The organism is Cyclobacterium sp. SOCE241, assembly GCF_056867545.1.
Genome location: NZ_CP149779.1, coordinates 1,745,751 through 1,765,027, shown reverse-complemented (window position 1 = coordinate 1,765,027; position 19,277 = coordinate 1,745,751). Strand labels below are relative to the sequence as shown.

14 protein-coding genes and 3 pseudogenes are annotated in these 19,277 nt (G+C 36.5%); 5 read left to right on the top strand and 12 right to left on the bottom strand.

The window, feature by feature from the left end; translation table 11 throughout:
• Nucleotides 1-4 precede the first annotated feature (4 nt).
• The 5 genes from WG932_RS08620 to WG932_RS08600 all read left to right on the top strand — a co-directional run bounded on the left by WG932_RS08620 (nt 5) and on the right by WG932_RS08600 (nt 5,869).
• Entirely contained in the window at nt 5-2,569 is a 2,565-nt protein-coding gene (locus WG932_RS08620; RefSeq protein WP_483087653.1) for a SusC/RagA family TonB-linked outer membrane protein, read from the top strand.
• A gap of 18 nt (nt 2,570-2,587) precedes the next feature.
• Complete coding sequence (locus WG932_RS08615; RefSeq protein ID WP_483087652.1) at nt 2,588-3,103, top strand: hypothetical protein; 516 nt, start codon at nt 2,588-2,590, stop codon at nt 3,101-3,103.
• Nucleotides 3,096-4,268: a RagB/SusD family nutrient uptake outer membrane protein gene (locus tag WG932_RS08610; protein WP_483087651.1), complete on the top strand. Its 1,173-nt coding sequence runs from the start codon at nt 3,096-3,098 to the stop codon at nt 4,266-4,268. The genes WG932_RS08615 and WG932_RS08610 overlap by 8 nt, the downstream gene beginning before the upstream one ends.
• A gap of 276 nt (nt 4,269-4,544) precedes the next feature.
• Nucleotides 4,545-5,636: a sulfatase-like hydrolase/transferase gene (locus WG932_RS08605; protein WP_483087650.1), complete on the top strand. Its 1,092-nt coding sequence runs from the start codon at nt 4,545-4,547 to the stop codon at nt 5,634-5,636.
• 11 nt (nt 5,637-5,647) lie between these two features.
• On the top strand, nt 5,648-5,869 hold the full coding sequence (locus WG932_RS08600; protein ID WP_483087649.1) for a sulfatase/phosphatase domain-containing protein: 222 nt from the start codon (nt 5,648-5,650) through the stop codon (nt 5,867-5,869).
• A gap of 120 nt (nt 5,870-5,989) precedes the next feature.
• On the opposite strand, the gene WG932_RS08595 is transcribed toward WG932_RS08600, so the two are convergent.
• The 12 genes and pseudogenes from WG932_RS08595 to WG932_RS08540 form a co-directional block, all read right to left on the bottom strand.
• The gene (locus WG932_RS08595; protein ID WP_014022795.1) at nt 5,990-6,394 is read right to left on the bottom strand and encodes a response regulator; all 405 of its coding nucleotides are present in this window, start codon (nt 6,392-6,394) and stop codon (nt 5,990-5,992) included.
• Nucleotides 6,360-8,111 carry a sensor histidine kinase gene (locus tag WG932_RS08590; RefSeq protein ID WP_483087648.1) on the bottom strand — a complete coding sequence of 584 codons (1,752 nt, stop codon included), beginning with the start codon at nt 8,109-8,111 and terminating at the stop codon, nt 6,360-6,362. The genes WG932_RS08595 and WG932_RS08590 overlap by 35 nt, the downstream gene beginning before the upstream one ends.
• Nucleotides 8,102-8,377, bottom strand: coding sequence for a hypothetical protein (locus tag WG932_RS08585; protein ID WP_483087647.1), 276 nt, complete (start codon nt 8,375-8,377; stop codon nt 8,102-8,104). The genes WG932_RS08590 and WG932_RS08585 overlap by 10 nt, the downstream gene beginning before the upstream one ends.
• 478 nt (nt 8,378-8,855) lie before the next feature.
• The gene (locus WG932_RS08580) at nt 8,856-8,981 is read right to left on the bottom strand and encodes a hypothetical protein (RefSeq protein WP_483087646.1); all 126 of its coding nucleotides are present in this window, start codon (nt 8,979-8,981) and stop codon (nt 8,856-8,858) included.
• A gap of 5 nt (nt 8,982-8,986) precedes the next feature.
• Nucleotides 8,987-9,259, bottom strand: a complete 273-nt coding sequence (locus WG932_RS08575; protein WP_483087645.1) for a response regulator — start codon at nt 9,257-9,259, stop codon at nt 8,987-8,989.
• Nucleotides 9,252-9,482 (bottom strand): sensor histidine kinase, encoded by a 231-nt coding sequence (locus WG932_RS08570; protein ID WP_483087644.1) that lies wholly within the window; start codon nt 9,480-9,482, stop codon nt 9,252-9,254. Before WG932_RS08570 ends, WG932_RS08575 begins: the two co-directional genes overlap by 8 nt.
• Nucleotides 9,439-10,977, bottom strand: coding sequence for a sensor histidine kinase (locus tag WG932_RS08565; RefSeq protein WP_483087643.1), 1,539 nt, complete (start codon nt 10,975-10,977; stop codon nt 9,439-9,441). Before WG932_RS08565 ends, WG932_RS08570 begins: the two co-directional genes overlap by 44 nt.
• A 972-nt stretch (nt 10,978-11,949) precedes the next feature.
• Nucleotides 11,950-13,415, bottom strand: a pseudogene (locus tag WG932_RS08560) (potassium/proton antiporter).
• A 290-nt stretch (nt 13,416-13,705) separates the two neighbouring features.
• Nucleotides 13,706-14,817 (bottom strand): annotated as a pseudogene (locus WG932_RS08555) (Gfo/Idh/MocA family protein).
• A gap of 40 nt (nt 14,818-14,857) precedes the next feature.
• Nucleotides 14,858-15,298, bottom strand: a complete 441-nt coding sequence (locus tag WG932_RS08550; RefSeq protein ID WP_483087642.1) for a sugar phosphate isomerase/epimerase family protein — start codon at nt 15,296-15,298, stop codon at nt 14,858-14,860.
• A 40-nt stretch (nt 15,299-15,338) separates the two neighbouring features.
• Nucleotides 15,339-15,716, bottom strand: a complete 378-nt coding sequence (locus tag WG932_RS08545) for a sugar phosphate isomerase/epimerase family protein (protein WP_483087641.1) — start codon at nt 15,714-15,716, stop codon at nt 15,339-15,341.
• A 21-nt stretch (nt 15,717-15,737) separates the two neighbouring features.
• Nucleotides 15,738-19,230: pseudogene (locus tag WG932_RS08540) on the bottom strand (PVC-type heme-binding CxxCH protein).
• Between the last annotated feature and the right edge of the window lie 47 nt (nt 19,231-19,277).

The following is a 19,277-nucleotide window of genomic DNA, read 5'->3' as shown; positions in this document are numbered from 1 at the left end:
TGTATTGGATGGTATTATTTATCTGGGAAGTTTAACAGATATAAATCCTGATGATATTGCTGTTATTGATGTTTTAAAAGATGCTTCAGCAGCTGCTGTATATGGATCCAGGTCTGCTAATGGAGTAATTGTAATTACGACCAAAAGCGGAAAATCCAATAAGCCGATTATAAAATATGATGGCTCCTTTGGGATAAATCGCTGGCAAAATCAATTTGAAATGATGAATTTGGAAAGGTGGACAGAGAAATATGTTGCCCAAACACCTTCCATAGAATCGCCATCTGAAATCGTATTTGATGATGTAACCAGAACCAGGCTTTTTGCTCAAGGAGTGGATACCGATTGGATGGATCTTATTTCAAGAAATGGTGCCATTCAAAACCATCAAGTGTCTGTATCCGGGAAGTCCGATAAAATCAATTATTATTTTTCTGGTGGATACAACACCAATGAAGGAGCCATAGTAGGAGACGATTATCAGCGGATTTCAATCCGATCCAAATTGGATGCTGATGTAACAAGCTGGTTAAAAGTTGGGATTGACGGTGCTTACAATAACAATGACTATTCCGGTATTGGGGCCAATGTAGCCAGAGCCTACCAAATGGCTCCAATGAGTTATCCCTACAGATGGGATGCCATGCCTGAAAACCCGGAGTCGAATACAGGTACTTTGTTAGAAAGATATCCTACAGGATCTTCTATACCAAGTCCTCTATGGGATTTATCAGAAGGAGTGGATGATATTGATAAGCGGAATTTTTATCGTCTTGCCACCTACGCCTTGGTAAAAGTGCCCAAAATTGAAGGCCTTACTTATAGGTTTAATTACTCTATCAATGCCAATAATAATGTGCAAGACAGGTTCTATCATGAGAATTATTATATTCAAGAGCAACTAGTTGAGCCATTTATACAGAGGTATTCCCCTACAGAGGTCGCCAAGACTTTGGCGCAGGCAAATGGGTATAATCGCCGTACAAATTACCATACCTATGTAATGGATAATATCATCAATTATAACAAACAACTCGGGGAACATTACTTGGATGCCACCTTAGTGGCCACAAGGGATTTTTCATACACCAAAACTGTGGAAGCAAGAGGGAATGATTTTTCTGATAATGGCAATACCTTGTTGGGAGTGAATGGTATTCATAAAGCTACTGTTCAAAGAAATAATTTGACGATAGTAGAAAGAGCGAATATAGGCTATGTTGGTAGGATTGGCTATAGTTATAGAGACAGGTATAATTTAACCGCAACTGTTCGAAGAGATGGATCATCAGTTTTTGGAGCTGAAAAGAAATGGGGTAATTTCCCATCTATTGGAGTTTCATGGACAATTTCTGAAGAGGAATTCCTTAAGGGGGACCAATACCTAGATTATCTAAAAGTGAAAGCATCCTATGGTCAGAATGGGAACCAAGGTGTTTCTCCGTATGGAACATTGGCACCTTTTGCTAGTGGAAGTGGCGGTGGAATACGCTATGAGTTTGGAGATGCTCCTTCCACAATTTTATATGGAATTTCTCAAAGTGGGCTGGGCAATCCAAATTTAGGTTGGGAAACAACCACAGCTTTTAATGGTGGGTTCCAGTCTGCTTGGTTGAATGGAAATGTGCTCTTCGATCTTGATTTCTATTTTTCTAGTACTACAGATCAAATATTTGTCCGCCAAATTCCCATCATGACAGGCTTCAGCTCTATTATATCGAGTCTTGGTCAAGTTGACAATAGAGGAATTGAAATAAGTCTTCGTACTACTAATATCTCAAATAAAAATTTCACCTGGACTTCCGGTTTAATGTTTTGGAAAAACAGGAATAAACTAGTTGAGCTCTATGGAGACGATAATGACGGTGATGGTGTAGAAGATGATGATTTGTCCAACGGACTGTTTATAGGCAAACCACTGAATGGTATTTATGGCTATGTATATGATGGAGTTGTTCAGGAGGCTGATACAGAGTATATCGAAAACACAGGAGCTGTACCCGGGGATGCTAAATTTAAAGACCTAAGTGGGCCGGAAGGAGTTCCCGATGGGATTATTACTGCAGATTATGATCGCCAAATCCTTGGGTATAGGCAAGAGAATTTTAGATTGAGTTCATCCAATACCTTTAAATACAAGAACTTTAGCTTTTACGTTATGCTTTCCGGTATTTTTGGTGGAGGTAAAGACAATTACTATCAAAGAGAAAATCCCAGACATAATTCTTTCAATAATAGATTTGATACCAATGAAATTGATCATGATTGGTGGACACCGGAAAATCAAAGCGAATATTATTTAAGACCTGATTTCAATGGAAACCGGTATTTAGGTCTAATGTCAAGAGGCTTTTTAAGGATTCAGGACATTAATTTGTCTTATGAGCTTCCTAAAGGTATACTTAGCGGCATTAGTGTATCTTCAGTAAAAGTCTACGGCAGTATTTACAACTTATACTCCTTCACAGACTGGTACGGAGGTGGTGATGCAGAATCTGGTATTAGGCCGGGAGACAATGCCTACCCTGTGCCTACAACCTATTCAATGGGTTTGCAAGTAGGGTTTTAAAAAATAAAGACAGATATCATGAAAATATTCAAATATAAAATTCAATTTTTCGCGCTATTGTTTTTAACAATAGGGTGTAACGATGAGGAATTCTTACTTGAGGAACCAAAAACCTTTTATACGTTTGAGAATATATTCTCTTCGGAATCTCAAGTAGATCAGCTTTTGATAACCATGTATTCCAGGGTAAGAAACTTTAGGACCACCAATTATCAGGCTAAGGGTTTTAGCACAGATGTTATGGATGCCCCGGAATTTAGGCTTTCGACAACCTTTGGTGATTACAGCAGAATCAATCCGGAAAGGGGAGAGTTCAGGAATACCTATACTTTCTATTATCAGTTGATTGCTACAGCCAATACGGCAATTTATGCTGCAAATTTAGATGAAATTACCTTTGAGTCAGACGAAAAGAGAGCTTATACCAATTGCACCAAGCTTTTTAAGGGTTTATGCTCATGTATGCTCCATGAGTTTTCTCGTGTGCCTTTGTTTGATCCCCAGCAGAAGTATGTGATTACCTCTTGTGACTGAAATCGCCACAGAACCAAAGTATGATTACCAAAGGGCAACAAGGGAAGCCACTTATCAGTTTGCAATAGATGAGTTAGAAGCTATATTAGTTGACCTGCCTGAAACTACTGTTCAGGATGGTAGGATTGTAAAAGGAGCAGCTCAGCATTACCTTGCTGAGTTTTACCTTGGGTTAGGGATAGCATCCACTGATGCATCAGCTTATGATCAGGCAATAAAACATGCTTCTGATGTGATAGATGGAGGAACCTATGCCTTAATGACAGAACGCTTCGGTGAACGAATGAATGAACCGGGGAAAGATGTTTATTGGGATTTGTTCCGGATAAACAACATCAATTATAATGATGGAAATATGGAAAGTATTTGGACTTTTCAGGTAGATTTTGATGCCTATTTGACAGAAGATAGGCAATCGGTTTTAAATTACCCAAGGTACTATATGCCGGTTTACAGGGCCATTCTTGGATTTGATGGGGTGGCAGAAGATGCAGGAGGTAGAGGTGTTGCTTTTTATAAACAAACTCCCTATGCCGGGGATTTGATTTGGGAGGATCCGATTTCAGCCAATGACCAAAGAGGAGCTGAACACAATATCATTCGGACAATTATATACAATGACCCTAATTTTCCAGAATTGTTTGGTACAGTAGTTCCTCAAGATGTAATTGATGAAACAAATGCCGGGCGTGGTTGGGTTTATCCTATAATTTTTAAGCTTACTACGGATCAATTTGTTGGATTGGATCAAGGTGAAAATAGAAGTAATTTATTTAGGGATGATTATGCAATACGTCTGGCAGAAACCATATTGCTACGTGCAGAGGCCTATCATAGAAAAGGGGATAACCAAAGCGCAGCCAATGACATCAATAGCATTAGGTCTAGGGCCCAGTGTGATGTGTTGATTTCTGCTGGTGAGGTTGATATTGATTTTATTCTTGATGAAAGAGCCAGAGAGCTATTTGGCGAAGAGTGCAGGTGGAATACCTTATTACGCATGGGTGGTACTGTGGCGGTGGATCGCATAAGAAAATATGCGATGCACGAAATTACACCTTTGACACTGAACTTTGATTATAACTTGTGGCCAATACCACAAAGTGTGATTGATAGAAATAAAGATGTGGTTATGGAGCAAAACCCTGGTTGGATAAACAGATAAACCAAGCTTCAACAATTGAAGGCCCTGATCAAAATTCTTTGGTCGGGGCCTTTTTGATAAAGTGACATTTGGGTTTGGGTGATAAATCTACCAGTAGTGTGAAAGGAAGTGTAGATTTTAATTTAAACAAAAACAAGTATATTCAACCTTTGATTGATTAACCTTTGAAAAGCAAAAATTAACTCCATGAATAAGTTAACTAGTCTTTTGTTTTGTTTTATGGTGCTTTTTTCATCTTGTCAAAGCCCTCGAAAGAATCCCAACATTATTTTAATTATGACAGATGACCAAGGATGGTATGATGCGGGGTTTAATGGAAATACCCTGATAAAGACGCCAAACCTTGATCTATTGGCATCCAATGGAGTTGTTTTTAATAGATTTTACTCAGCATCAGCAGTGTGCTCACCCACTAGAGCAAGTTTGATTACAGGAAGGAATCCATTAAGAATGGATATTCCTTATGCAAATACAGGTCATATGAAACCTGAAGAAATAACCATCTCAGAGTTACTTGAAGAAGAAGGATATGCAACAGGGCATTTTGGAAAATGGCATTTAGGAACATTGTCAAAAGATGTTCCTGACGCTAACCGGGGAGGAAAAGCAACGTTTCTTAAAGATTATTCAATTCCTTCAGAACATGGATATACCACATTTTTTAGTACGGAATCAAAAGTGCCCACTTATGATCCTATGGTTTATCCTAAGGAGTTTATTGAAGGAGAAAGTATGCGTTTTGGTTGGAGGGCAGTGGAACAAAATGATAGTACGAGTGATTATGGCACGTTCTATTGGAAAGGTGAAAACCAGAGAGAAACAATCAATTTAACCGGTGATGATTCACGTGTTATAATAGATAGGGTTATCCCTTTTATAAACGGAGCGCAGGAAAAGAATCAACCTTTCTTTTCAACAATTTGGTTTCATACCCCTCATTTACCGGTTGTTACTGATAGTTCATTTAGGAATGAATATCCGGATATGAAATTGCCTGAGCAATTGTATTATGGCTCTATTACCGCCATGGACCAGCAAATTGGCAGGCTCTGGGAAGCATTGGAGAAGGCCGGAATTGCTGAGGAAACCATTATTTTCTTTTGCAGCGACAATGGTCCTGAAGAACGAACCCCGGGAAGTGCAGGGCCTTTTCGTGGTCAAAAAAGAAGTTTATATGAAGGAGGAGTAAGGGTTCCTGCATTTATGATTTGGAAAAATAATATTAAAGGTGGCAGAAAGATAGATTTTCCCGCATTTACAAGCGATTACCTTCCAACCATTCTGGATGTATTGGAACTTGACTATCCCGATACCAGGCCACTTGATGGAGTTAGTATTTTGAAGGCCATTCAGGGGAAGAAACCATAAGACAAAAACCTATGGGGTTTATTTGTAAACCACATACTTCTTGGGTAACACATCAATATAAACTTATCGGCAATGAGGATCTTCAATCATTTGAACTCTATGATTTGTTGAAAGATCCCTCCGAAAAGAACAATGTCATTGATGTGTTTCCGGAGGTTGCCCATACCTTAGAGGCAGAACTAGTTGAATGGCATAGGTCTGTCCAGAATAGCAAAAGTGGATTGGATTATTAATAAATAAGATAAGCTTAAATTATACCCATCCTTGTTTCAATAAAAGATTGAGGTTTAGTCCTCAATCTTTTATTCATTTTAAACACTTAAAATCTAGAGAACTTAATAGGCAAAGATTTTTTAGAAATTTTCATCAATCACTCTTTCTATCATTTCAAATGTCAAAGGTTTATTAAAAAAACCATTGATTAATCCTTTGCTTTTTGCTTTATCTTTGTCATCCGGGTTGACTGATGTGGTCAACATGACAACCACAATTTTAGCTTTTTTCCCTTCATCCAATTTATCATATTCCTCAAGGAATTCCCATCCGCTCATGGCAGGCATATTGATGTCTAGAAAAATAATATCAGGTTGAGGGTATTTACCGTCTTCCATCTTTTCTAAATACTCTAATGCTTCATATCCACTTAGTACTTCAACTACCCTTTCCACCAAATTTGTTTCCATAATAATTTCATTATGAAGGAAATTAGTCGCTTTATCATCATCAATCAATAGGATGCAATTGATCTTTTTTCTCATTATAAACTGTTTTTATCGTAAAACTAAAAGTACTTCCGCTACCTGGAGTTGAATCTACCCATATTTTGCCACCATGCAAATCTACTATTTTCCTGCAATGAGCCAGGCCTATTCCAGAGCCATCATATTCATCTTTACTATGGAGTCGCTTAAAAATTTCAAAGATTTTCTCTTGATGATTAGCAGATATTCCAATGCCATTGTCTTTAACCATAAATAAAAAACCATCTGCCATAGGTCTGGCAGTTATTTCTATATAAGGTTTAACTTCTTTACTTCTAAATTTAATCCCATTCGAAATTAAATTTTGAAATAACAACCTTAATGGAGTTTCATAACCTATTATTGTAGGTAAGGTGTTAACAATAACAGTTGCATCGGCATCTGCAATTTTTTTATCAAGGTCAATTTTGATTTCTTCAATGAGTTCATTACACGCGATCCGTGAAAGTTTGCTGTTTTTATCTATTCTGTTATAGTCCAAGAGGCTTTTGATTAGTTGACTCATTCTTACTGTTGCTTCTTGAATGAAATCTAGACTTTTAATACCAATGTCATCAAAATGATGTTTTTGCTTTCTGGCAAGAAGATCTGTGAAATTAATAACTGTACGCAAGGGTTCTTGAAGATCATGGCTGGCGACAAAGGCGAATTGTTCTAATTCTTTGTTTTTGTACTCTAGCTTTTTTAAGTATTGTAACCGATCCTCCTCGGCATTTTTTCTATCAGTAATATCTTGCCTTAAAGCCATAAATTCTGTTATTTGATTGTCTTCATTCTTAAAGGGAACAATGGCTGTTAATACCCAATAATATGAACCATCCTTGGCTTTATTTTTAATTTCATCAATCCAAATTTCTCCGGACCTTATGGTTTTCCACATTTTGGTAAAAAATTGTTTATCATGGTGACCCGAGTTTAGGATGGAATGGGTTTTACCAATCAATTCATTTTCGCCATATTTTGAAATTTTACAGAAAGTTTCGTTTACTTCAGTGATCACTCCATATTTATCGGTTATTGCCAAAATAAAAGCTTTATCTATTCCATTTTTAAATTGTTTTAAATACCTATTGCTCTTTCTAAAGTCATTTTCTACCAATTGCTTTTCTATATCAGTTTTATTTAATCCCAGAGCAATGTAAGTGATATAAAATATGCTTAACGGTATAAAAATCGTAGCGTAGGCAATCAAGCCAAAATCGAACGAAAATAATTCTTTTTCAATTGCAATTACCAAAAGGTAATTGAAAATAATTGGAAAGAGTATCATCAATGGCAATACCTTTCGAATCAATTTGCTACCTGCAAAATTTCCCCAAATCAACGGGAGAAGCTCATGTTTTGTATTTTTTAAAATTTTTAAAATGGAAATTAAAAAGAACAGTAGAGAAGTATGAATGGCCATAGATTGAAAAAGTATTCCTTTATGCCCCATTGGAATAAATAAAATGTAAGCGGTAATGGCAAGGATAGAAATAAAGACGATCAAGGCATTTAAAAATCCCGCTGCTTTCTTAAAGAAATTGTTAGCTGAAATTTCTGCGATAAACCCTAACCCAAGAAATACTGAACAAACTGCTGTGGCCGGAGACATTCTTCCGGGATACTTTGAAGAAAATTTATCTGATACAAATAAATTGTCAATTGAAAATACTGACCACCCGGTATATTCTAATAAGGTAAATACTCCTATAATGACAATGATTAGAGCCAATGAGTAATAAATAAATAGAATTGCTGTTTTTTTGTTTTTTGGATAACTAATAATATGCCTGTCAGTAGAAATACCATAGCCGTGTTAAATTTCATTGTGGCACTGCCGGGAATTATACTTAATATTTGTTTTTCCTCAAAATACCAACCTAGCAATACAGTGAAGCTTAAAAATAAACTAATAATTATTGCCAAACCTTCAATATTTTTAATTATTGATTCAGATAATTTTGGGTTTAAACTGTTATTTGTAACAGATTTTTTCATGAATTATGGGTATAGCTCTGGCTAAATGAATTGCTGAATAAATTTTGAAAATATAAAGATAAATAAATTCACTATTTAAATTAAAAAAATAGTCGATAATGTAATGGTATGGGTTACGGTTAAATTAAATTTTTGTTCAATAAAAAAGTTAATTAGTTGAATTGAAAATAGTTTTTATAAGTTAAAATAAGGAATCTTCGAAAGAAACTAAATGTTCAATTACTGTAATTCACAGGTTAATAGAGTGGTGATATCTACTTAATATTAACCTAAATTAGTTAATAATATATGGATTATTAATTAAAATTGATTATTTATTTGGTAAAAAACTGAAAAGGAAAATAAACCAATACTAAATTTGCTTTTATTTAAATATTTAGGAGACTTACCGGTTTATGATCTAGATAAATGTAGACCTGCCAATCTTTTCATTAGCAGGTCTCGGATTAGTTTATTATTTATTTAAAATAGAAGTAAACTAAAAATTTTCATCAATAACTTTTTCTATCATTTCAACAGTAAGGGGTTTATTAAAAAATCCGTTAATAAAGCCTTTGCTTAATGCTTTTTCTTTATCATCGGGGTTAATTGATGTGGTTAACATGACTACTACAATTTTACCTTTTTTCCTTCGTCCAGTTGATCATACTCTTCGAGGAATTCCCATCCATTCATTGCCGGCATATTTATATCAAGAAAGATTAATTCTGGCTGAGGGTATTTTCCGCCTTCCATTTTTTCTAAATATTCCAGCGCCTCAAAACCACTATGAACGGCAACTACTTTTTCAGCCCGACCTGAATCATTTATTATTATTTTATGTAAAAAATTTGTTGGTTCATCATCATCAATCAATAGTATGCATTTAACTTTCTTAGTCATGTTCTTTAATTTTTATGGTAAAATAGAAGGTGCTACCTTCATCATCTATCGAATCTACCCAAATTTGACCTTGATGCAGATCTACAATTTTTCTACAATGAGCAAGTCCAATACCTGAGCCTTCGTACTCGTTTTTGTTGTGGAGTCTTTGGAAAATTACGAAAATTTTATCCTTATATTTAGTAGGAATGCCAATGCCATTGTCCTGAATAGAAAAAGCCATTCATCGCCATTAAGTTTAGCATTAATTTCAATAATTGGTTTGGTGTCTTTTTTCTGAACTTTATTGCGTTGTTGATGAGGTTCTGGAACAGCAAACGCAGTGGGGTTTCATAACCCAATAAAATAGGTAAATTATTGTAAATTATGGTAGCCTCAGCATCTTTGATATTCATGCTAAGGTCTTTTTTTACATCTTTAACCAATTGGTTGCAATCGATCTTAGTCAAGATATTGTCTTTGTCCAACCGGTTATAATCTAATAAATTTTTGATAAGCTCACTCATCCTGCTCGTAGCGTCTTGAATGAATTGTAAGCTTTTCAACCCCAATTCATCAAAGTAATCGGTTCGCCTTTTTGCAAGTAATTCCGTAAAATTGTTTACGGTCCGTAAAGGTTCTTGGAGATCGTGACTTGCTACATAAGCAAATTGCTCAAGTTCTTTGTTTTTATATTCTAACTTTTTGAGATATTCACCTTTTGACTCTTCGGCGGTTTTTCTATCAGTAATATTTTGACTCAAAGACATGTATTCAAAAATTTCGCCTTTCTCATTTTTAAAAGGGATAATTGCCGTTAATGTCCAATGATAGGAGCCATCCTTTGCTTTGTTTTTAATTTCATCAACCCAAATTTCTCCTGATTCAACTTTTTTCCATAAATCAGTATAGAATTCGACGTTATGATGACCTGACCGTAGAATGGAAATATTTTTATTTAATATTTCATCTTTATTATATTTCAATACCTCGCAGAATAGATCATTTACGTAAGTAAAGTTTAGGTTGGTGTCCAATGTACCAATGAGTGATACCTGATCCACTCCCTGCTGGAATCGTTTGAGGTAATACTTATTGCTTTCCTCCAGTTCCTTGGCAAGTTTTCGTCTTTCTTTCTCAGATTTATTAAGACTTACAGCGATATAGGATACATAAATTATACTTAAGGGAATAAAAACAGCTGCATAAGCTACCAAGCCAAATTCAGTTGAAATGACTTCCTGATTAATAGCTAGAATGAGTATAAAACTAGAAAGTATAGGAAACAGAATTATTACCGGCAGAATTTTTCTAGTTAACTTACTTCCTTCGTAATCCTCATTTACTATCTGGTGAAAAGAAGAATTTGGGTTGTTAAATAATTGTAAGGTTGAAATCAAAAGAAATAGCCCGGAAGTGTGAATGGCCATTGATTTATAGAATGAAGATTTGCTAGAAAGTGGTATTAAAAGGATATAGGAAATGATGGCTATGAGAGAAATTATAGCTGTAAACTTGATTGCATACAAGCCCACTTTGTTGGTGTTCTTTTCCGTAGATAAACCAGCTAAAAAACCAACACCGATTAAAATTGAACAAATGGCGGTAGCCGGAGACATTCTTCCGGGGTTTTTTGCTGTCAATTCATCCGGAATAATCAGGTTGTCTATTGATACAATTGACAAACCCAAATGCTCAGCCAAAGTAAATGTCCCAATAAAAATTATTAGATAGGACAATGTCTTATAAAGGGGTTTTGATCCGAAATGTTTTTTTCTGATAGGAGTAAAATGATTCCCGAAAAAGAAAGATTAATGCTGTATTGAATTTCATTGTGGCAGCCTGAGAGATAATGCTCAATATACCAGCCAGTTCTAAAATCCAACCTAAGATTACCGATATGCTAATAAGTAAACATAAAGCAACCACAACTTTGCTAAATATGCGTCCTTCGAGTTTAAATGTACTATTAGATACCATAAGATAAGGGTATTCGATTAATTATATAGTCGATTGGCTAATTATCATCCTTAATTTTATTTAATAAGCTTTAAATTAAATAACAGTAATTCTATAAAATAGTTTGCATTATGGATTTTGTTTATTCATCCCATTAAATGAAACCTGAAAATCTAAAATAAATATAAATATATTAATAATTGATATAATAAAATAAATAAGGTGTGTAACTTATTTATTTTTCGGTCATGTAGGAATTATGTTGTTGCAATCGAACCTAAGAATGGAGACATTATGCAAGCATTATTCATTTACAATTTACTAAGGGATCGTATTAACAAGGGATTATCTACCTCTGCTAAACTATAAATAAAACCATTCTCAAATTCTGCTAAGGCCTACAGAATAATTATTATGACTGCTAAAGTGAAAAGGTCAAAAACCTTTTTGGGTGATTTTAGCAATAATAAATTTTAAAACTATTTTGGGTATAAAGAAACCTAGTTAATTCGGATTTCCTGACAATAAGATTGCTATAAGCTGTTAAATTATGGTTCTAATCTCACTATCACTTTTCATTCAATTTTTAAAGATAAATAAATATGTCAATATTCAATTGTTGAAATTTGTTTTTATTGAAATATGAACGTAAAGGGTTGATTCACAATCAAAAAAATAAAATTCACTAAACAAAATATGATGATTTTGTAGTTATACTAAGATAATAAATGGTCTGTCAGTATCCTACTTTCCTACCCTTCATCAATATTTAGGCAAGCGTATACATCTTTTATATTTTCTATTTTATCGGTTAAAACCACTAATTTATCATTTACTTCCAATATGGTAGATCCATTAGGCATGAGGTAGTTGTCGTCCCGTTCTATCATTGCAATGATGGCGTTTTTAGGGAAATTTAAATCTACAATTTGTTTCCCTATTGCCTCCGTATTTTTTGATTTTTATCTCTCTCAAAATGGTCTTGGGATGTTCTTCCATGAACTCATCAGTGAGTTTAGGTTTTTTTGCGCTTTCCGGAAGACCTACTTTGAGCCATTTTGCTACCAGGGAAATGGTGGTGCCCTGAATCAAAACAGAGCTAAGCGCCACAAAGAAGACGATGTTGAAAATTACATTGGCTTTTTCAATACCTGCGAGTAATGGATAAGTAGCAAAAACAATAGGAACAGCTCCCCTTAATCCCACCCAAGAAATATAAAACCTGCGCCGAAGTTTCATTTTAAATGGTATGAGAGAGATAAATACTGCTAGCGGACGAGCAATAAATATCAAGAATAATGAAATGATTAGTCCAATGCCTATATATGGAATTATCTGTGTGGGGAAGACCAGTAAGCCCAGAGTGAGGAACAATACAATTTGCATCAACCAAGCCAAGCCATCAAACATTTTTAGTATGGTGTTTTTATGAATAATGTTTTGGTTGCCTAGGTAGACTGAACATATATAAATGGCCAGAAACCCATTACCATAAACTGTATTTGTAGCAGAAAAAGTTATGAACATCAAGGCAATGGTCAATGCAGGATAAAGCCCTTCAAAATCAAGTTTAATATTATTAATAATCCATTTGCTAAGTTTACCAAAAAGAAGTCCTGAAACACCACCTATAAGCATTTGTAAGATAAAAAGTGGTAGGATTGAGGCAATACCTTTATCAGGCTCCTGTACCAATGATAAAAATGCGATGGTCAATACATAGGCCATGGGATCATTACTTCCGCTTTCCAATTCCAATGTGGGCCTTAAATTCTTTTTCAAGGCTAGATTTTCCCCTTAATATCGAAAATACTGCTGCAGCATCAGTGGAAGAAACTATCGCCCCCAAAAGCAGACTCTCAAATAAAGTAAAATCAGTGATCCAATAAACGAAATATCCCAGACCTAGGGCTGTTAAAAAGACTCCAAGTGTGGAAAGTACTATGCCTTCCTTTAGAACCGGTTTGACCGAAGGCCATTTGGTGTCTAAGCCACCAGAAAAAAGGATGAAATTGAGAGAAACAATACCTATAAATTGTGCAACTTCAGGATTGTCAAAATAGATACCACCAATACCATCTGAGCCGGCTAACATTCCTATGGTTAGGAAAAGCAATAAAGTTGGTATCCCAAAACGGTAACTTGGCTTTCCGACAATGATGCTAATAAATAATAGCACAGAGCCTATCAATATGATATTCTCAATTGTTATGTTCATTCAATTTTGTTTAGTTATTTGAATAGGTGAAAAAATACCTTTACCCTGATAAATTTGGCGTAATATTTAGTGCTGTTTTGCAAAATTAAAGAAATCTTGATGGTTTCTTTTAAATACTTTAAAAAATAGTTTAAACTTCTGGTGTAACCTTGAATACAACTATATTAATCCAAGCTAATGGATGAATTGACCTTAATCATAAAATATCATTTATTTAAAGGATGTTTGAAAATGTTTGGCATGAAAAGGGCTCGGACATCATCTGTTCAAGCCCTTTTTTAATAATTCCTTTATCTATTAAAAGTGAAGGATGGAAGTTTGATTTTTCTCCACCTTTCATGGCCGATTCATGCGCTAAAATACCTACACAAGTAATGTTGGCAGATTGTCTGGCATTCGGATAAGGATCCCGCTTTTCTTGCAAAGCACTGATAAACTCATGTACCAAGTGGGGGTGCGATCCTCCATGGCCTGCCCCTTGAATAAAGGATAAGTGTTGATTGTCCTCTTCATCATATACTCCAGAAGTAGTGAATGGAGCAATTTCTTCAGGTAGTAAATGCGCATAATCAGGGATTTTAATTTTTTCAGGGACTTCTCCGGTATGCACTACGCTGTCCTCGTGTTCAATCAATGTCCATTCAAAAGATTTTTCTGATCCGTAGGCATCAAAGCTCTCTCTGTACTGCCGGGCAGTATTGAAAAGAGAGCGAGTTACTTCTGCAGAAAGGTCACTGTCTTTTAATTTGATATGGCAACTCTCAATGGCAAAAGGAGAGCCGTATTTTTCTATCAGCTTATCATCTATCCTTCCTGAACCAAAGCATGATACATATTCTGCCTCTGCCTTAGGTAAAGCCAATACCGGCCCTACACAATGGGTGGCATAATGCATGGGAGGCAGGCCTTCCCAGTAGCCTGGCCAACCTGCCATTTCTTGTTGATGACTTGCTCGCAAAAATTGAAGTTTTCCCATGGCCCCACTTTCATACATCTCCTTAACAAATAAGAACTCCCGACTATAAATTACTGTCTCCATCATCATATAAGTAAGACCCGTTCGCTCGGTTTCTTCCACGATTTGACGACACTCTTCCACTGTTGTAGCCATGGGAACAGTACAAGCTACATGTTTGCCGGCCCGTAAAGCTTTAAGGGATTGTTCTGCATGTGCTTGTATTGGTGTGTTAATGTGAACCGCATCGATTTCAGGGTCTTTTAGCAATTCATCATAGTCAGAATATCTTTTTTCTATCCCAAATGCATTACCTATCTCATTCAATTTTTCTTTATTCCTTTGGCAAATGGCATATATATTTGCTTCAGGATGTTTTTGATAGATAGGGATAAATTCTGCACCAAATCCCAGTCCTATGATTGCAATGTTTAGTTTTTTATTCATTTCCACAAATTTTGGGTTTATACTTATGATTAATTTTGGTTTATTGAATAGACCAATTCTTTAAAAATTTATAGCCCTCAGCCGCAAATTTGTCCTGGCTCTCTGCAAAATTACGCCATATGCATACCGCCCCGGCCAATTCTTTTATTTCAGGTGTGAAACTTTCTATCGTTACTGCTCCTTGATAATTGATTTTTTCGAGTCCTGTCCTAAATTCTTCCCACCGAGTTTGCCCGGTTCCCGGAGTTCCTCGGTGATTTTCAGACACCTGCACATGGATGAGTTTTTCACCTGCCTGTAAAATTGCTGCTTCGATGCTTGGTTCTTCAATATTCATATGAAATCCATCAAGCAGTACTCCGGCAGCAGGATGATTGATGTCTGCTATCAACTTCATCAAATCAGAGGTAGTGTTGATCAGGTCGGTTTCAAACCTATTTAAAGGTTCTAGAGCAATTTTTTGACCTGAATTCTCAGCCATCCGACAAACCTTCTCCAAATTGGATACGGCTCTCTGCCATTCAATTTTTTTGCTCAGGAGATACCAAGCGAGCTTTACCTACAGCTGAATACATTGGTCCGGCTACAAATTTAGCTCCTAGGGCTGCACTGGTATCGAAACAGGCCTGAATATAATCTAAACTGGTTTGATGAAATGAAGGGTCATCATGGGTTAGGTCTCTATTTGTGCCGAAAGCAGCACAAATGATAGGAGAGAGGCCATTGTCTTTTAAAGCCTTGCTTACTATTTTGGTGTCTATTAAGTAGGGATCTTCTACCGGTATTTCTACAGTGTCAAAACCCATTTCCTTGATTTTAGGGAATAGAGAAACAGTTGCTGTGTCAAATGGAGAGGTCCAAAGCCAAGTGCTTACCCCTAATTTAATGTTTAAAGCCATATCTTATTTATATTTTTGCGCTTATTCTACAATCATTATTCCATTCATTATTCTCCAGTGCCCCGGAACAGTACATAAAAATGGGTATTCTCCCGGGGTTCTTGGAGCAATGAATACCAAGCTTTCATTGCTGTCTGGATTCACTAATGGAGTAGCAGCAATTATCTCTGGTATCTTTGGGATAAAATTTATGTCGATGCCCTTGGGATCCCTCGCCAATTCATCTGCTGCTTTGCCTATGACCTCCAAACTTCCGACTTTTCCTATCAATAGATTATGCTGCATAAAATCATTGTTCACGAAATCAATGGTTACCTGTTGACCTGCTTTCACCTTAAAGCTGGCTTTATCAAATTTCATTTCATGGGCGATTACTCCCATCTTGATAGTTACTGGATTACCACTGCTTGTTGGAATCTGAGTTTGTTCTGATCCAAGGGATTTAAGTTCATCCCCTAATATTGGTACTTTAAGGTTGAGGTAAGATGACCTTGAATTCATTCTCCCATTAAAGTAAAAACGATCCTTGTATTCTCCTACCTGAGAAGAACCCATGTTATCATGCCCAATTCTAACCCTATCTTGGTCAAAATTTTCAGTAAAAGGCCTTGGGCATTGCTTTTTGCAAGTGCAATGTCATCAATGCTTATTTCCATTGTTCCACCCTTCTTCAGGCTTGCTTTCAATACAAATTGTTGATTGGGTATTTTTCCTCTTGAAACAGCTTGGTAGGTTTTTCCATTTTGTTTTACCAACCAGTATATTGAATTGTTTTGAATATACAAACTATAACCATTGGTCTTGTTACCTTGTGCCACGATTATCCCTTCCAAAGGTTTATCTGTTTTGCTTAAGGTGGCCTGAATTCTAATTTCCTTTGCGGCTATTTGGGGGGAACGGAACTCCAGATCTTCTATCTAAACTGTATTGTTCTTCGAGAAGGCTCTTGGCTACTCGCTCTTCTAAAGTCAATAATGAATCGGCTTTGTCAATCTGCTGAAGTGCAGTTGAAGAAGCATCAAATGCAGAAGGATGGGTGATCGTTGCAGCGAATAAGGCTTGAGGAATATATTCATCAACAGCATTTTCATCATCTTGACAGGCAGTTAAAAGTAAATCTGAAACATCAGATGAAGAAGGCATTTCTGCAAGGGCAAGTATTGCTTCTTTTCGGGTGTTAAGATCTTTATCCTTAATCAGATTGGCGCCTAAAATGGCTTTTAAGGCCTCTTTGCTCTTAGGTAATACCCGAATGGCATTTTTTCTAACTCCGGCAGCAGGGTGTTTCAGCGCCTTTGTTGCTCCTTCTATAGCTTTAGCATTACTTCCATCCAAAGCACCTATTCCATGTAAGGTCCATAAAGCATGTATGGCTGGTGAATTTAATCCGATTTCATCTACTGATTGGTCAGCTATGAGTTGAAGTAAATCGTCTATTATCGAGGTATTTTGGTTTTCTACAATAAGCTTCTGAGCGGTCATTCTCCAGAACATATTACCGCTTTTCAAGCCACTTATAAGGTCTTTGTTATTCGAAGGATCGATGTTCATGGTTTTGTAATCTCCTCCTTGATAGATTAGGCGGTATATTCTGCCGTGTTTGGAATCTCGGAGTGGATTAATATAGGCATTGCCCTCGCCGTTTTCAAATCCCTTAGGCGTAGGGTTGTGTTGAATGATAAAGTTGTACCAATCGGCGATCCATACTGCGCCATCAGGTCCCACTTCGGCATGAACAGGAGAAAACCATTCATCCGAACTTGCCAACAGGTTAAAGCCATTTTTCTCCTTAAAACCAGACCCTTCAGGAGTTATAATAGCATTGTGTAAAACCCTACCCGTAGGTTCTGCTACAAAAGCGACTTTGTTCCAGTATGTTTTTGGGAAGCTTCTAGCGGTGTAAAAATTGTGTCCGGCAGCGGCCGTATAACTGCCATGCCAATCTACCTGACGTAAAAAAGGTGTAAGGTGTGGCATGTCGTAATGGCTGTCTATACCATGAACAGCATTGACAGAGCCTCCATTTACTGGTCGTTTTACAAACTTATTGGGCATGGCAAGATAAGCGCTGTGCTGGCCATTTGCAGTGGAAATAAAGGTGTTAAATTCTTCAGTGAAACCTAAACCCCAAGTATTGTTGCTGGTATTGCCGAGGAACTCAAGGTTGCTGCCGTCAGGAGAAAATCGGTAAACTCCCTGACTAAAGGACAAGGCTTTGCCCTCTGTTTCTCCTTTAAAACCGGAGTAACCTAAAACACCCCAAATTTTATTGTCAAAACCATATTTTAAATTCGAAGGACCAGCATGAGTGTCACTTTTTCCCCAACCTGTAATGATGGTTTCCCTAATATCTGCCTTATCGTCCCCATCGGTGTCTTTTAGAAATAGGAAATCTGGAGCCATGGAAAGCAATATACCTCCATTGACATAGACCATGCTAGTAGGAATATTTAGGCCATCTGCAAAAACAGTAATTTTGTCGGCTTTTCCATCTCCATCGGTATCTTCTAAAATTTTGATTTTATCATTGCCCCCCTTTTTCTTACCTCATTGGGATAGTCTGATGTTTCAATGGCATAGAGCCGTCCTTTATCATCCCAGGTAATGGCCATTGGGTTGACAATGTCCGGTTCTGAAGCAAAAAGCTGCAATTCAAAACCTACAGGGACCTGCACCAATTTCATTGATTCTTCAGGTGAAAGTGGAAGTTGGTATCTGGGGGCAGGTTCATTGTTTTCATAGTTGGGGATTTCCGCATCCTCAAATTGAGGTTGAGGTATATCAAACTCAGCCACCTGTTTAGCCACCTTGTCTCCAATGGCCCATAATACACCATTGGCAACTAATTTTTGAAATTCAGGTTGATTCCATGTCCTTTCGTCATGACCATAAGCAGTATAAAAAACACGTCCTTTTCCTTGTTCTCTTACCCAGGTATAGGGTTCTTTTCTATCTCCCTCAGTCCTTTCCATCAAGATGGTCATATCTTCGTTTAATTGACTGTGCACATAGGTTTCATCCCAAGTGGTGAAAGAAGATATCCCCCCATCACAGGATGGGAAGGATCTGTAATAGTCGTACTAAATTCACCCGTTCCATGAGAAGAAAATTGACCTCCCACAGTCTCTATAAACCAATCAGAATTTTGAAAACAAAATGAGGCACTGTGAATAGGGATCAAAGCCTTACCACCTTCAACATAATTTTTAAGCGCTACTTCTTGTTCTGCTGAAATAGCCTCATGATTGGCATAGATGATAAGCCCATCATAAAGTCTTAATTTTTCTTCGTTAAGATCTTTAAGGTCATAGGTGTAAGTAAGATTGATACCTTTCTGAAATAGATGCTTGGCAAGAATAGGCATTAATTTTTCTGAATCATGGTGAGTATTGTCATGGCCAAGAAATAATATTTCTGCCCTTCTAGGACCATCAAATAATTCAATTTCCTTGTTTTTTGTGCCACATGCCATCCAAAACAGTATAAGAACGGCAAATATTCCTAGGTTTTTCATTGTTGCTAATTGGGGTATTGTTATTTAAATTCTATCAAAATACTAAA

Excerpts from the sequence above, each read along its gene's own strand:
- WG932_RS08615 (WP_483087652.1), top strand. The coding sequence starts at position 2,588 with ATGAAAATATTCAAATATAAAATTCAATTTTTCGCGCTATTGTTTTTA.
- WG932_RS08605 (WP_483087650.1), top strand. The coding sequence starts at position 4,545 with ATGACAGATGACCAAGGATGGTATGATGCGGGGTTTAATGGAAATACC.
- WG932_RS08600 (WP_483087649.1), top strand. The coding sequence starts at position 5,648 with ATGGGGTTTATTTGTAAACCACATACTTCTTGGGTAACACATCAATAT.
- WG932_RS08595 (WP_014022795.1), bottom strand. The coding sequence starts at position 6,394 with ATGAGAAAAAAGATCAATTGCATCCTATTGATTGATGATGATAAAGCG.
- WG932_RS08585 (WP_483087647.1), bottom strand. The coding sequence starts at position 8,377 with ATGAAAAAATCTGTTACAAATAACAGTTTAAACCCAAAATTATCTGAA.
- WG932_RS08580 (WP_483087646.1), bottom strand. The coding sequence starts at position 8,981 with ATGTTAACCACATCAATTAACCCCGATGATAAAGAAAAAGCATTAAGC.
- WG932_RS08575 (WP_483087645.1), bottom strand. The coding sequence starts at position 9,259 with ATGACTAAGAAAGTTAAATGCATACTATTGATTGATGATGATGAACCA.
- WG932_RS08570 (WP_483087644.1), bottom strand. The coding sequence starts at position 9,482 with ATGGCTTTTTCTATTCAGGACAATGGCATTGGCATTCCTACTAAATAT.
- WG932_RS08550 (WP_483087642.1), bottom strand. The coding sequence starts at position 15,298 with ATGGCTGAGAATTCAGGTCAAAAAATTGCTCTAGAACCTTTAAATAGG.
- WG932_RS08545 (WP_483087641.1), bottom strand. The coding sequence starts at position 15,716 with ATGGCTTTAAACATTAAATTAGGGGTAAGCACTTGGCTTTGGACCTCT.